Origin of the sequence: Microvirga mediterraneensis (assembly GCF_013520865.1) — a bacterium.
Taxonomy (GTDB): domain Bacteria; phylum Pseudomonadota; class Alphaproteobacteria; order Rhizobiales; family Beijerinckiaceae; genus Microvirga; species Microvirga mediterraneensis.
Window position 1 is genome coordinate 1,424,776 of record NZ_JACDXJ010000001.1, and the last position, 12,408, is coordinate 1,437,183.

Genomic DNA, 12,408 nt, shown 5'->3' on the forward strand with positions numbered 1-12,408 from the left:
AGCGCTCCGGTTGAGAGCAAGAGATCCCACGTCATGGCCGATTCCGATCGCGAAGCGAACCGCTTCTCCGCGCGCGCCGCCCGTTACGCCCGGGTGGGCGCCAATATGGGCGGGGTGGCGGCCCGCATGGCCGGTTCGCGGCTGTTCGGGGGCGATGCGCGCGACGCGTCCAACGCGGCGGTGCTGGCCCAGGCGCTCGGCGGGCTGAAAGGTCCGATCATGAAGGTGGCGCAGCTTCTGGCCACCATCCCGGACCTTATCCCGCCCGAATACGCCGCGGAGCTGCAGAAACTCCAGAGCGAGGCGCCCCCCATGGGAGCGGCCTTCGTGAAACGGCGCATGCAGGCGGAGCTGGGGCCCCAATGGCAGAGCCGGTTCGGGACCTTCGATCTCACTCCGGCGGCGGCCGCGTCGCTCGGCCAAGTCCATCGGGCGACCACGAAGGAGGGCGAGAAGCTCGCCTGCAAACTTCAATACCCCGACATGCAATCCGCCGTGGAGGCGGATCTGAGCCAGCTCGAACTCGTCTTCGCCCTCCACCGCCGCATGGATCCCGCCATCGACACCCGCGAGATCGCCAAGGAGATCGGCGAGCGGGTGCGCGAGGAGCTCGACTATGAGCGCGAGGCGAAACACGCGGCGCTCTATGCCCGGACCCTCGCCGACGTTGAGGAAGTCCGCGTGCCCCGGGTCCATCCGGAGCTCTCGACGAAGCGCCTCCTGTCGCTCGAATGGCTGGAGGGCGAGAAGATCCTCGGGTTCACCGAAGCGCCGGTCGAGATCCGCAACCGGCTGGCGGTTGCCATGTTCAAGGCCTGGTGGCATCCCTTCAGCCATGCGGCCGTCATCCACGGCGATCCGCATCTCGGCAATTACACGGTCTTCTCGGAAGGCGGAGAGGCGAGGGGGATCAACCTCCTCGATTACGGCTGCGTCCGCATCTTCCATCCACGCTTCGTCGGCGGCGTGGTCGACCTCTATCGCGGGCTCCAGACCGACGACCGGGCCCGGGTGGTCCATGCCTACGAGACCTGGGGGTTCAAGAGCCTCTCGAACGAGCTGATCGACATCCTCAACATCTGGGCCCGCTTCATCTATGCTCCGCTCCTCGACGATCGGGTCCGCACCGTGGCCGATGGTGTGAAGCCCGGCGAATACGGCCGCCGCCAAGCTTTCGAGGTTCACAAGGCCCTGAAGGAGAAGGGACCGGTCACCGTCCCGCGCGAGTTCGTGTTCATGGACCGGGCCGCCGTGGGCCTGGGCGCGGTCTTCCTGCACCTGAAGGCCGAGCTGAACTATCACCGGTTGTTCGAGAACGAAATTGAACGCTTCTCCCTGGAGAACCTGGAGCAGAAACAGAAAGAGGCCCTGGCGGCTTCCGGTTTACCAAATCCCATGTAATGAGGTTGCATCTTTTGCCGTTAAGCCTTACGCATGACGGTACGTTAGAGGCAGCCTATGAAAATCGCTTTCGTTCACCAGAATTTTCCAGGCCAGTTCCTTCGTCTGGCCAGGACCTTCGTGGCCGAGGGGCATGAGGTCGTGGGCCTGGGGATGGTCAAGCAATGCTCCATCCCGGGGGTGAAGTACTTCTCCTACAATGCGGTCCCCGGCCCGGAGGACGCGCCTTATCAGAACCGTTACTCCCCGGTCGTCCCGCGCCTGCGCCGGGCCTATGGCGTCGCCCACAAGGCCAAGGCCCTGGCGGAGCAGGGGTTCGAGCCGGATGTGGTGGTGGTCAACACGGGCTGGGGCGAGAACCTGTTCCTGAAGGACGTCTGGCCCAAGGCCCGCCACGTGGCCTATTTCGAATATTATTATCACGCCAAGGGGCAGGACCTCGATTTCGATCCCGAGTTCCCGGTCACCGACGAGGAGGTGATCTGGCGCCTGCGCCTGAAGAACTCCATGCAGCTCGGCGCCCTCGATGCCGCCGATGCGGCCGTGGCCCCGACCCGCTACCAGCGGGACACGTTCCCGACCTACCTGCGGGACCGTCTCGCCATCATCCATGACGGGATCGACACCCAGAGGCTTCAGCCCGACCCGAACGTCAGGATCCAGCTCGGCGAGAACGGGCCGCAGCTCACCCGTGAGAAGCCCGTGGTCACCTATGTGACCCGCAACATCGAGCCCATGCGCGGCGCCCACGTGGTCTTCAAGAGCCTGCCTTATCTTCTCGACATCGATCCCGAGCTTCGCGTGGTCGTCATCGGCGGCCGGGGAACGAGCTATTCCGGTTCCGCCCCGAAGGGGCAAACCTGGTTCGACGTCTTCAAATCCCGAATCGAGCGACCGGTGGACTGGTCCCGGATCCATTTCGTCGGAAACCTGCCTTACGACCAGTTCGTGCGGGTCCTGCAGGTCTCCTCGGCCCACGTCTACATGACCTATCCCTTCGTGCTCTCCTGGTCCTCCATCGAGGCCATGGCGCTGGAATGCCGGATCGTGGCCTCGGACACCGAACCGGTCCGCGAGATTGTCCAGGACGGCGTCAATGGACGCCTCTTCCCCTTCTTCGACGAGAAGGCTCTCGCGGAGCGGGTGCGCGAGACGCTGGCGGACAGGGAGAAGTCCGCCGCCATGGCCGCGGAAGCCCGACGGATCGCCGTTTCGAAATACGATTACGAGACCGTCTGCCTGCCCCAGTGGCGCGAGTTCCTGGGGATCAAATAGATGCGAAAAGCATTCATAAAGTTTTCGTTTGGAGCCATTCGAAAGATTGCGGCTCCTGACGGCATGCGCTAAACGCAGCAGTTAACTAGTGACGCTGAACAGGGCTTTGAATCATGGCCGATACAAAACATGCGCCGCACGGGGGCTACAGTCCGGATATGGACGGCCGCGCTCACGAGGCGACCTATCACGGATTTGTCCAGTTTGCGGAAATCGCCACCGCGGTCATCATCTGCCACGTGCTGGCGCTGGCCGTCGGCGGCATCAAGCATGCCTGGCTCACGGCGATCTTCGGCGTGATCCTCTCGCTCGTCGCGGGCGGCATCGGCGCAGTGGCTCCCTCCGTGGGCGTGCGAGCTCCGGCAGCAGTCGGAATCCTCCTCGTCCTGGCGCTCATCCTCTACTGAGCGGCGGAGAGCCTTTCGAGAAACAGACACGAGATAAGAGCTTGATTTCAAGCCGTTGACCACATCCAGGGGGGCCTATATGCGGATCGCCGTTCTCTCCGAAACCGATGGAGCGGAGACCCGTGTTTCCGCCACCCCTGAAACGGTCAAGAAATACAAAAGCCTCGGCGCGGACGTGGTCGTCCAGGCCGGGGCCGGCATCAAGGCCGGCATTCCCGATGCCGAGTTCGAGGCCGCAGGGGCGTCCATCGTCAGCTCGGCTGAGGATGCCCTGAAGGATGCCGATGTCGTCCTCAAGGTCCGCCGCCCCGCCGAGGGTGAGCTGACGGGCGTTAAGCCCGGCGCCCTCGTCATCGCCATCATGGACCCCTACGGCCAGGACGCCGCGCTCAAGGCCCTGGCCGATGCGCGGGTCTCCGCCTTCGCCATGGAGCTGATGCCCCGCATCACCCGCGCGCAGGTCATGGACGTGCTGTCCTCCCAGGCCAATCTCGCCGGCTACCGGGCCGTCATCGACGGTGCCGCCGAATACGGCCGTGCCATGCCGATGATGATGACGGCGGCCGGCACCGTGCCGGCGGCCCGGGTCTTCGTCATGGGCGCAGGCGTCGCCGGTCTCCAGGCCATCGCCACCGCCCGTCGCCTCGGCGCCGTGGTGACCGCCACCGACGTGCGTCCCGCCGCCAAGGAGCAAGTGGAGAGCCTGGGCGCCAAGTTCATCGCGGTCGAGGACGACGAGTTCAAGCAGGCCGAGACCGCCGGCGGCTACGCCAAGGAAATGTCGGACGCTTACAAGGCCAAGCAGGCCGAGCTTGTCGCCTCCCATATCGCCAAGCAGGACATCGTCGTCACCACGGCGCTCATTCCCGGCCGCCCGGCCCCGAAGCTCGTCTCGCGGGCCATGGTTGAATCCATGAAACCCGGCTCGGTCATCGTCGATCTGGCGGTGGAGCGCGGCGGCAATTGCGAGCTGGCCCAGGCAGGCCAAGTGGTGGACCATAACGGCGTGAAGATCGTGGGCCACCTCAACGTGCCCGGACGCCTCGCCGCCAGCGCATCCAGCCTCTACGCGAAGAACCTCTATGCCTTCGTCGAGACGCTGGTGGACAAGGAAACCAAGGCTCTGGCCGTGAAATGGGACGACGAGCTGGTCAAGGCCACCTGCCTGACCCGTGACGGCGCCATCGTCCACACCGCCTTCCAGCCGACCGCTTAAACCGTCCAGGGGAGGACACCATGGCAACGCTTACGCCCGAACAGGCCGTCGAGCAGGCCCGAGCGGCGGCAGAGGCTGCCCGCCGCCCGGCCGAGGCGGCCCAGACCATCGCCGACCAAGTGGCCGAGGCCGCCGGCAATGCCGCCGCAATCGTGACCCACGGGGCCGTCGACCCGACCGTGTTCCGCCTCGCGATCTTCGTGCTGGCAATCTTCGTCGGCTACTACGTGGTCTGGTCGGTGACCCCGGCGCTGCATACGCCGCTGATGTCGGTCACCAACGCCATCTCATCGGTGATCGTGGTCGGCGCGCTGCTGGCGGTGGGCGTCAACGTGGCGCCGTCCCTCGGCGAAGGCCCGATCTGGGCCCGGGCGCTCGGCTTCGTCGGCCTTGTGCTTGCCAGCATCAACATCTTCGGCGGCTTCCTGGTGACCCAGCGCATGCTTGCCATGTACCGCAAGAAGGGATGAGGCGATGTCGGCCAATCTAGCCTCGATCCTCTACCTCGTCTCCGGCGTCCTGTTCATCCTGGCGCTGCGCGGCCTGTCCCATCCCACCACCTCCCGGCAGGGCAACCTCTACGGCATGGTGGGCATGGGGATCGCCATCCTCACCACCCTGTTCGTCTCCCCGCCGAGCGGATTCGGCGGCTGGGCCCTGGTGGTCCTGGGGTTGGCCATCGGCGGCGGCATCGGCGCCGTGGTCGCCAAACGCGTACCCATGACGGCGATGCCGCAGCTTGTGGCCGCCTTCCACTCCCTGGTGGGCCTCGCGGCCGTGCTGGTGGCGGCGGGCGCCCTCTACGCGCCGCAGGCCTTCGGCATCGGCTCGGAAGGCACCATCCACGGCGGGTCGCTGTTCGAGATGGCGCTCGGCGTCGCCATCGGGGCCATCACCTTCACCGGCTCCGTGATCGCGTTCCTGAAGCTTGACGGGCGCATGTCCGGCAGGCCGATCCTGCTGCCGAGCCGGCACCTGATCAACATCGCCCTCGGCCTTCTTCTGCTGGTGCTGCTCGTCGTCTTCATCCGCACCGAGAGCCATGCGGCCTTCTGGCTGATCGTGCTGGTCTCCTTCGTGCTCGGCGTGACGCTGATCATCCCCATCGGCGGCGCGGACATGCCGGTGGTCGTGTCGATGCTCAACTCCTATTCGGGCTGGGCGGCGGCGGGCATCGGCTTCACGCTGGGCAACCTCGCGCTCATCATCACGGGCGCGCTGGTCGGTTCCTCTGGCGCGATCCTGTCCTACATCATGTGCAAGGGCATGAACCGCTCCTTCATCTCCGTGATTCTCGGCGGCTTCGGCGGCGAGACGGCCGCCGCCGCGAGCGGTGCGGTCGAGACCCGTCCCGTCAAGCAGGGCTCGGCGGACGATGCCGCCTTCATCATGAAGAACGCCGCCAAGGTCATCATCGTGCCGGGCTACGGCATGGCGGTCGCCCAGGCGCAGCACGCGCTTCGCGAGATGGCAGACGAGCTCAAGAGCGAGGGCGTCGAGGTGAAGTACGCCATCCATCCGGTGGCGGGCCGCATGCCGGGCCACATGAACGTGCTGCTGGCGGAAGCCAACGTGCCGTACGACGAGGTGTTCGAGCTCGAGGACATCAACGGCGAGTTCGCGCAGGCCGACGTCGCCTTCGTCATCGGCGCCAACGACGTGACGAACCCGGCCGCCAAGACCGATCCGTCCTCACCGATCTACGGCATGCCGATCCTCGACGTGGAGCGTGCCAAGACCGTGCTGTTCATCAAACGCGGCATGGGCTCCGGCTATGCGGGCGTCGAGAACGAGCTGTTCTTCCGCGACAACACCATGATGCTCTTCGGCGACGCCAAGAAGGTGGTGGACGAGATCTTGAAGAATCTCTGATCTGACCGTCAGGAAAATGTTGCATGCCCGGCCGCGCGCCGGGCATTTTTGTGTCATCACCGGCCTCGTGCCGGTGATCTCGATTCATTGAGGCACGGCGCTCCATCGCATCGGGATGGCCAGGACAAGCCCGGCCATGACAAGAGGCGGCAATGACGGCTAGAGCAAAAACTGATTTAAGAAGCCGTCTTCTATTCGGAAATTCCTCATGTCCAACATCTTCCTCCGCACCGCCCTCCCGGCCGACCGGGATGCCGTCATCGAGCTGATCCATCAGCTCAACGTCTTCGAGGCCGATCTCGTGGGCGACCGGCGGCGGGACTACGGGGCCGCGGCGGAGTATTACGACGAGCTGATGCAGCGCCTGTCCCGGCGCAGCGGCCGGGTCGTCCTGGCGGTGGCCGAGGGCGTGACCGTCGGCGCCATGGGATTCTCGCTCGATCAGGATGCTGCCTATGTGATCGACGGCGTGCGCAACCACGGCACGGTGACGGACCTGATCGTGCATGGCGACTGGCGCGGGCAGGGCATCGGTCAAGCCTTCCTGAAGGAAGCCGAGCGCCTGACCCGGGAGGCTGGCCTCAAGCGTCTCTTCATCGGCGTTCTCGCGGCCAATGAGCGGGCCGAGCGCACCTACCGCACCTTCGGCTTCGAGCCTTATGTCTCGATCCTGTCGAAGGAACTCTGAAGAGCCGGATAAGCCTCGTCCCAGGTCATGAGCATCGTCAGCTTCGGCCAGCGGGCGGGCCAATTCTTGCTCGCGACCCGTTTGCGGTACACGCCCATCTTGTGCTCGAAGGCTGGCGTCGGTCGCACGATCAGGTTCAGAAGATCCTGAATGCCGTGTGGCGCCATTATCTCGACCTTGCCGCCGACCGAACGCGCGGCGATCGCCGTGGCAGTCTCCGGCCAGCAGGCAATTGCGTCGCATGTGTTCCGGTAGGGCGCGTCCCCATTGGCATGATGCATTCGCGCCTGGTTTCTCACCTGCCACGTCATATCCGGCACAAGGATTCGGAGCTGGGCTTCAAGCGACGCGTCTCGTTCCTTGCTTACATCGGTAGGGTCCAGAAAAACGACGTCCACATCATTGAGACATGACATATCAACGGCGCGTCCGTGCAGCACGTCCCAGACGGTGTTGCGGATAAAGCCCGCCCCGATCCAGCCATCCGGCAGCCCGAGGCTCTCCACATGCGAAAGAAGCGCATGCAGGTCCGCATGCGCTTCGAGAAGGCGTTCGATATCGGCGAGGCCGCGCAGGGGAGTGGCGGGGTTCATGCGGCCTCGCTCCGGAGGCGTTGAAGCATCGGACGTGAACCCACGTCCGATGCTTCAAGTTTTTGTTCTACCGCATCTTTCCGCGCAAAACCGGTTCCCACTTTTGCGCCCGATGCTTTACGAGCGGAACAGCCCTGCGACGCCACCCTGGAGCTTGGAGCTGCCCTGTCGGGCGACGCTGTTGCTGCTGTCGAGGGCCAGCGCGCGCTGATAGCTCTCGAGCGCCTGGCTCCGGTCGCCCTTGCGCTCGAGGGCCACGCCGCGCCAAGCCCAGGAATTGGCGTCCTTGTTGTCGACGTTGAGGGCCGCGTTGAAGTCCTCGATGGCCTTGTCGTACTGGTTCGTCGCCACGAAGCTCTGACCGCGAGCCGCATAGGGGGCGCCCACGAAGGGATTGCGGTCGATGGTGGCGTCGAAGTCCAGGATCGCCTGCTGGTGCATGCCTTGGCGCTGGTAGAGCAGGCCGCGCGAGTGGAGCGCTTCGGCCGATTCGGGCAGCAGGCGGGTCGCCATGTTCAGGTCGGCGAGGGCTTCCTGATACTGGTTCTGGGCGCGATACAGGTTGGCGCGGCCGATATAGGCTGGGCCGTAATTGGGATCGGCCTGGATCGAGCGCGTGAAGTCGGAGAGCGCCTGGTCGTTACGGTTCGTCTGCCGCAGCGCGAGCGCGCGATTGGTATAGGCCGGCGCGTAATTCGGGTCGAGCTGCACCGCCTTGGTGAAATCGGCGATGGCGCTGCTGTAATTGCCCACGCGGGCATAGGCCGCCCCGCGGGTGTTGTAGGCGCTCGGGTCGTTCGGGTTGCGCTGGATCACGTCCGACAGGGAGGAGATGTTGACCGTGCTCGTGCCCTGCGTGTCCTCTTCCACCACGGCGATGCGCTGGGTGGGGCCTCCGCCCACGGTGCTGCAAGCGGAAAGGCCGAGGGCGACGAAGGTCAGGCTCAGGGGGGCAAAACGGCGAATCGATGGGGCGAACACGTTCGTCTCCAGCTTATTTACTCACAGTACCAGGAAGCGGCACTCTGGCGGGAAATCCTTAACAGCCGCGAAACAAGGCATCAAAAAGGCGATAACGCAACAGGAATTGCAACTTAGTTCGCAATTAGGGAAACGACCGGAAAGCGGATCCGGTCTTCGCTGATGCGGCCTATGGGTCGCATTCCGATGCTTCAGCCGGGAAAGACGTGCCCCAGACATGCAAACAGCGCCCCGCTTTCGCGACGGGCGCTGGTTCACAACCGATCGGCGAGGCCTTTTCAGGCCCGCTCGGAGAGCTTAGCGGGTCGGACGGGGCTTCGAAGGCAGCAGGCCTTCGCGCTGCATGCGCTTGCGGATCAGCTTGCGAGCGCGGCGGACGGCTTCAGCCTTCTCGCGGGCCTTCTTCTCAGACGGCTTCTCGTAGTGGCCGCGAAGCTTCATCTCGCGGAAGATACCCTCACGCTGCATCTTCTTCTTGAGAGCGCGGAGCGCCTGATCGACGTTGTTATCCCGGACAAGAACCTGCACGCGAATTCCTCGTGTTTGAACCGTTTCGATTGTGACAAAAAAGCAATGAGGCGCGTCATGCGCACCTCTATCTGGTCGGCGTCGATACCAGAAGAAGCCTTGCCTGTCCAGGGTTGCTTCTCAAGAAAAGCGCCTATCCGGAGGGCAACGGTTCCGTTTGGGAATGGTTCAGCCCCGTTCCGGAAAAACCCGGGTGACATGACCCATCTTGCGGCCCGCCCGGGCTTCCGACTTGCCGTAGAGATGCAGATGCGCTCCCGGATCGGCCAAAATTTCCTCCCAGGCGTCCGCATCGTGCCCGATCAGGTTCTTCATTTCGACCCGGCCGAGGCGGGCGGTGCCTCCCAGAGGCCAGCCGCAGACGGCCCTCACATGCTGCTCAAACTGCGAGGTTGCGGCGCCGCCGAGGGTCCAGTGGCCGGAATTATGGACCCGAGGGGCGATCTCGTTCACCACGAGACGCTCGGACCCGTCCCCGGTTACGAGAAACAGCTCGACCGCAAGCACGCCCACGTAGTCCAGCGCTTCCGCGATGGAGCGGGCGATGCGGAAAGCCTGTTCCTCCGTCTCAGGGGAGACGCCGGCCGGGACCCGGGTGGTGTCCAGGATGTGATTGCGATGCTCGTTGGCGCACAGGTCATAGGCCGCGAAGGCGCCCGCGGCCGTGCGGGCGGCCACCACGGAAACCTCACGCTCGAAAGGCACAAAGCCTTCCAGGATGGAGGCTGCGCGTCCGATCTCCTCCCAGGCCGCCAGGGGATCGGCCTCGGGCGCGATCTTCACCTGCCCCTTGCCGTCATAGCCGAAGCGGCGGGTCTTGAGCACGGCGGGGCGCCCGATCCGCCCGACGGCCTCGGTCAGCTCGGCCTCGCTGGACACCGGCGCGAAGGGCGCGACCGCGATGCCGAGGCCCGCGATGAAGCTTTTTTCGAGAAACCGGTCCTGAGACACGGCCAAGGCCTGCGCATTGGGGGCGAGCAGCGCGTGGGCGCTCAAGATAGCGGCCGTCTCGCTCGGCACGTTCTCGAACTCGTAGGTGACCACGTCCACGGCTTTGGCGAAGCGCACCAGGTTCGCCTCGTCCTCATAAGGCGCGATGGTGTATTCGGTCGCCACCTCGAAGGCCGGGCTGTTCTCCTCCGGCGCGTAGATATGCGTCCTCAGGCCCAGCTGCGCCGCCGCCATGGCGATCATGCGGCCGAGCTGGCCGCCGCCGAGAATGCCGAGGGTGCAACCGGGACGGATCATGGGTTTCTCTAGCCTTCGTTGGAGGGGCGCTCGGCCACGCTCTCGCTCTGGCGCTTCCGCCATTCGTCGAGGCGCAGGCTGAGGGCGGGATCGTGCAGGGCCAGCACGGCGGCCGCGAGAAGCGCCGCATTCACGGCACCCGCGCGACCGATGGCGAGCGTGCCGACCGGAATGCCGGCGGGCATCTGCACGATGGAGAGCAGGCTGTCCTGGCCCGAGAGAGCCTTCGACTCCACCGGCACGCCGAAGACGGGCAGGGGGGTCATGGCGGCAGTCATGCCGGGCAGGTGGGCGGCTCCTCCGGCCCCTGCGATGATGACCTGAAACCCTTCCGCCCTGGCCCCCTTGGCGAAGGCCACCAGCCTGTCCGGCGTGCGGTGCGCGGAGACGATGCGGGTGTCGTAGGGAACGCCCAGGGCATCGAGCGTCTCGGCCGCGTGGCGCATGGTGGCCCAGTCGGACTGGCTGCCCATGATGATGGCAATAGGAGGACGCGCCATGGTGTGGCTCCGGCTTCAGGGCCTTGATTGCCCAGCGGGAATAGCGAAGCCGTCTCGGGCAGGCAAGGGCGTTCCCGAAAAGGCGGGGCGATTCTCAGGCGATGATGTCGGGGGTCAGCTGATCTTCGAGGCGGATGATCTGGTCCTTGAGGGAAAGCTTGCGCTTCTTCAAGCGCTGAACCTGGAGCTGGTCCCCGGCGACCATGCTCTCCAGGGCGTCGATGGCCATGTCGAGATCACGGTGCTCCTGTTTCAGACGGGCCAGTTCCGCTTCCAGTTCAGCCAATTCGGTCATTGAAAATACCTAGAGCCTCGGACCCAAAAGTGGATTCCACTTTTGGGATCGATCCGATGCTCAATCCCTTAAGCGGCGCATCGCTGGCTGCGGAAACCGGGCCCACTTTTCCGCACGATGCGCTAGATGCCAAGCTGCGTTCGGCAGCCGGGCCAAGACGGGCGGAAGTATGCTCTCGGGCCCTGTGGAGAGCAAGATAGCCGGAGCATCTTCTACTCTCGAATCTTTGAATTTCGCCTTCGACTCGCCACACTCTGTCTGCCACAATGTTGTCCGTCAGTAGATCGAATAGGAGGAACTGACATGCCGCTGCAGAATCACCTGACGGAACTGGAACGGAAGCACCGCGCCCTCGAGCGAGAGATCCAGGATACGCTCAACAGACCGTCGTCGGATGACATGAGGCTGGCAGAACTCAAGAGGAAGAAGCTTCAGCTTAAGGACGAGATTACAAGACTGAGAACGTCCGAATCGGTGGTGCACTAGCCACCCGATCCCTCACCCTTTCCCAACTGAAGAAGCCGTCGCTTCACCAAGGAGCGGCGGCTTTTTCGCGGATATCCTAGAGATAAGCCACTGCGCCGTCGTAGATGAGCTTGGCGCCGACGAGGATCAGCAGAACGTAGACGGCCGTGTAGAACGCCTGGCCTGAGACCCGTCGCACAAGCAGCACGCCGGCCCAGGTCGACGCGATGGCCACCGGGAACAGGGCGCCGGCGGTCGTCATGTTCTCCGCCGTGAACTGCCCGAGCGCCAGATAGGGTGGCACCTTGATCCAGTTGACCAGCGCGAAGAGCACGGCTCCGGTGCCGACGAAGATGTCCCGCGGCAGGCGCTGGGGCATGACATAGATCTGGAAGGGCGGCCCGCCCGCATGGGCGATCATGCTGGTGAAACCCGTGACCCAGCCCCAGAAGACGCCGCGCGGCACGTCGGCCGGGGCTGGCTTGGGCGGGGTCGCGCGGCGCTCCACCACCATGCGGCGGATGGCGAAGGCCACGGAGATCACCCCGACGGCCAGCTTGACGGCCGCATCGGAGACTTGGGCGGCCAGGAGATAGCCCGTGACGATGCCCGAGATGGCGCCCAGGAGCATGATCACCACGTTGCGCCGATCCCAGGTATGCCGATAGGCCCAGACCGACACCACATCCTGCACGATCAGGATCGGCAGGGTGATGGCGGCGGCCTGCACGGGCGAGACCACCAGGGCCATCAGGGGCAGCGAAAGGACGCCGAGGCCCGAGAACCCGCCCTTGGCCAGCCCGAGCAGGATCACCGCGGGAATGGCGGCGGCATAGAAGAGGGGATCGGTAATCACGACAACACTCGCCGAAAGTCGACTCACCGAAAGTCGCCCCTGACCACGGCTTGATGGCCTGCTACCACAGCAGGCGCTTGAAG

15 protein-coding genes are annotated in these 12,408 nt (G+C 64.8%); 8 read left to right on the top strand and 7 right to left on the bottom strand.

What is annotated here, in order from left to right:
• Window positions 1-33: 33 nt before the first annotated feature.
• The 7 genes from H0S73_RS06685 (at window position 34) to H0S73_RS06715 (ending at window position 6,859) form a co-directional block, all read left to right on the top strand.
• Window positions 34-1,401 carry an ABC1 kinase family protein gene (locus tag H0S73_RS06685; RefSeq protein WP_181051416.1) on the top strand — a complete coding sequence of 456 codons (1,368 nt, stop codon included), beginning with the start codon at window positions 34-36 and terminating at the stop codon, window positions 1,399-1,401.
• 57 nt (window positions 1,402-1,458) lie between these two features.
• A complete protein-coding gene (locus H0S73_RS06690; protein ID WP_181051417.1) occupies window positions 1,459-2,676 on the top strand; it encodes a glycosyltransferase in 1,218 nt (405 codons plus the stop codon).
• 113 nt (window positions 2,677-2,789) lie between these two features.
• Window positions 2,790-3,083: an aa3-type cytochrome c oxidase subunit IV gene (locus H0S73_RS06695; protein ID WP_181051418.1), complete on the top strand. Its 294-nt coding sequence runs from the start codon at window positions 2,790-2,792 to the stop codon at window positions 3,081-3,083.
• A 79-nt stretch (window positions 3,084-3,162) separates the two neighbouring features.
• Entirely contained in the window at window positions 3,163-4,299 is a 1,137-nt protein-coding gene (locus H0S73_RS06700) for a Re/Si-specific NAD(P)(+) transhydrogenase subunit alpha (protein WP_181051419.1), read from the top strand.
• 20 nt (window positions 4,300-4,319) lie between these two features.
• Window positions 4,320-4,769, top strand: a complete 450-nt coding sequence (locus H0S73_RS06705; RefSeq protein WP_181051420.1) for a proton-translocating transhydrogenase family protein — start codon at window positions 4,320-4,322, stop codon at window positions 4,767-4,769.
• A 4-nt stretch (window positions 4,770-4,773) separates the two neighbouring features.
• The gene (locus tag H0S73_RS06710; RefSeq protein ID WP_181051421.1) at window positions 4,774-6,171 is read left to right on the top strand and encodes an NAD(P)(+) transhydrogenase (Re/Si-specific) subunit beta; all 1,398 of its coding nucleotides are present in this window, start codon (window positions 4,774-4,776) and stop codon (window positions 6,169-6,171) included.
• Window positions 6,172-6,379: 208 nt separating this feature from the next.
• Entirely contained in the window at window positions 6,380-6,859 is a 480-nt protein-coding gene (locus H0S73_RS06715; RefSeq protein ID WP_181051422.1) for a GNAT family N-acetyltransferase, read from the top strand.
• Here H0S73_RS06715 and H0S73_RS06720 read toward each other — a convergent pair.
• The 6 genes from H0S73_RS06720 to H0S73_RS06745 all read right to left on the bottom strand — a co-directional run bounded on the left by H0S73_RS06720 (window position 6,829) and on the right by H0S73_RS06745 (window position 11,004).
• Window positions 6,829-7,452, bottom strand: a complete 624-nt coding sequence (locus H0S73_RS06720; RefSeq protein WP_181051423.1) for a nucleotidyltransferase family protein — start codon at window positions 7,450-7,452, stop codon at window positions 6,829-6,831. The genes H0S73_RS06715 and H0S73_RS06720 overlap by 31 nt on opposite strands.
• A 117-nt stretch (window positions 7,453-7,569) precedes the next feature.
• Window positions 7,570-8,433, bottom strand: coding sequence for a tetratricopeptide repeat protein (locus H0S73_RS06725; protein WP_181051424.1), 864 nt, complete (start codon window positions 8,431-8,433; stop codon window positions 7,570-7,572).
• 297 nt (window positions 8,434-8,730) lie between these two features.
• The gene (rpsU, locus tag H0S73_RS06730; protein ID WP_009763401.1) at window positions 8,731-8,961 is read right to left on the bottom strand and encodes a 30S ribosomal protein S21; all 231 of its coding nucleotides are present in this window, start codon (window positions 8,959-8,961) and stop codon (window positions 8,731-8,733) included.
• A gap of 168 nt (window positions 8,962-9,129) precedes the next feature.
• Entirely contained in the window at window positions 9,130-10,209 is a 1,080-nt protein-coding gene (locus H0S73_RS06735; RefSeq protein ID WP_181051425.1) for a 5-(carboxyamino)imidazole ribonucleotide synthase, read from the bottom strand.
• Between the two features lie 8 nt (window positions 10,210-10,217).
• Complete coding sequence (gene purE / locus H0S73_RS06740) at window positions 10,218-10,709, bottom strand: 5-(carboxyamino)imidazole ribonucleotide mutase (RefSeq protein WP_181051426.1); 492 nt, start codon at window positions 10,707-10,709, stop codon at window positions 10,218-10,220.
• A gap of 94 nt (window positions 10,710-10,803) precedes the next feature.
• Window positions 10,804-11,004 (bottom strand): YdcH family protein, encoded by a 201-nt coding sequence (locus H0S73_RS06745; protein WP_036355000.1) that lies wholly within the window; start codon window positions 11,002-11,004, stop codon window positions 10,804-10,806.
• A gap of 303 nt (window positions 11,005-11,307) precedes the next feature.
• On the opposite strand from H0S73_RS06745, the gene H0S73_RS06750 reads away from it, so the two are divergent.
• Complete coding sequence (locus H0S73_RS06750) at window positions 11,308-11,490, top strand: YdcH family protein (RefSeq protein ID WP_181051427.1); 183 nt, start codon at window positions 11,308-11,310, stop codon at window positions 11,488-11,490.
• Between the two features lie 76 nt (window positions 11,491-11,566).
• Here H0S73_RS06750 and H0S73_RS06755 read toward each other — a convergent pair whose 3' ends face one another.
• Window positions 11,567-12,325 (bottom strand): TSUP family transporter, encoded by a 759-nt coding sequence (locus H0S73_RS06755; protein WP_181051428.1) that lies wholly within the window; start codon window positions 12,323-12,325, stop codon window positions 11,567-11,569.
• Between the last annotated feature and the right edge of the window lie 83 nt (window positions 12,326-12,408).

Excerpts from the sequence above, each read along its gene's own strand:
- H0S73_RS06685 (WP_181051416.1), top strand. The coding sequence starts at position 34 with ATGGCCGATTCCGATCGCGAAGCGAACCGCTTCTCCGCGCGCGCCGCC.
- H0S73_RS06690 (WP_181051417.1), top strand. The coding sequence starts at position 1,459 with ATGAAAATCGCTTTCGTTCACCAGAATTTTCCAGGCCAGTTCCTTCGT.
- H0S73_RS06695 (WP_181051418.1), top strand. The coding sequence starts at position 2,790 with ATGGCCGATACAAAACATGCGCCGCACGGGGGCTACAGTCCGGATATG.
- H0S73_RS06700 (WP_181051419.1), top strand. The coding sequence starts at position 3,163 with ATGCGGATCGCCGTTCTCTCCGAAACCGATGGAGCGGAGACCCGTGTT.
- H0S73_RS06705 (WP_181051420.1), top strand. The coding sequence starts at position 4,320 with ATGGCAACGCTTACGCCCGAACAGGCCGTCGAGCAGGCCCGAGCGGCG.
- H0S73_RS06710 (WP_181051421.1), top strand. The coding sequence starts at position 4,774 with ATGTCGGCCAATCTAGCCTCGATCCTCTACCTCGTCTCCGGCGTCCTG.
- H0S73_RS06715 (WP_181051422.1), top strand. The coding sequence starts at position 6,380 with ATGTCCAACATCTTCCTCCGCACCGCCCTCCCGGCCGACCGGGATGCC.
- H0S73_RS06720 (WP_181051423.1), bottom strand. The coding sequence starts at position 7,452 with ATGAACCCCGCCACTCCCCTGCGCGGCCTCGCCGATATCGAACGCCTT.
- H0S73_RS06735 (WP_181051425.1), bottom strand. The coding sequence starts at position 10,209 with ATGATCCGTCCCGGTTGCACCCTCGGCATTCTCGGCGGCGGCCAGCTC.
- purE (WP_181051426.1), bottom strand. The coding sequence starts at position 10,709 with ATGGCGCGTCCTCCTATTGCCATCATCATGGGCAGCCAGTCCGACTGG.
- H0S73_RS06745 (WP_036355000.1), bottom strand. The coding sequence starts at position 11,004 with ATGACCGAATTGGCTGAACTGGAAGCGGAACTGGCCCGTCTGAAACAG.
- H0S73_RS06750 (WP_181051427.1), top strand. The coding sequence starts at position 11,308 with ATGCCGCTGCAGAATCACCTGACGGAACTGGAACGGAAGCACCGCGCC.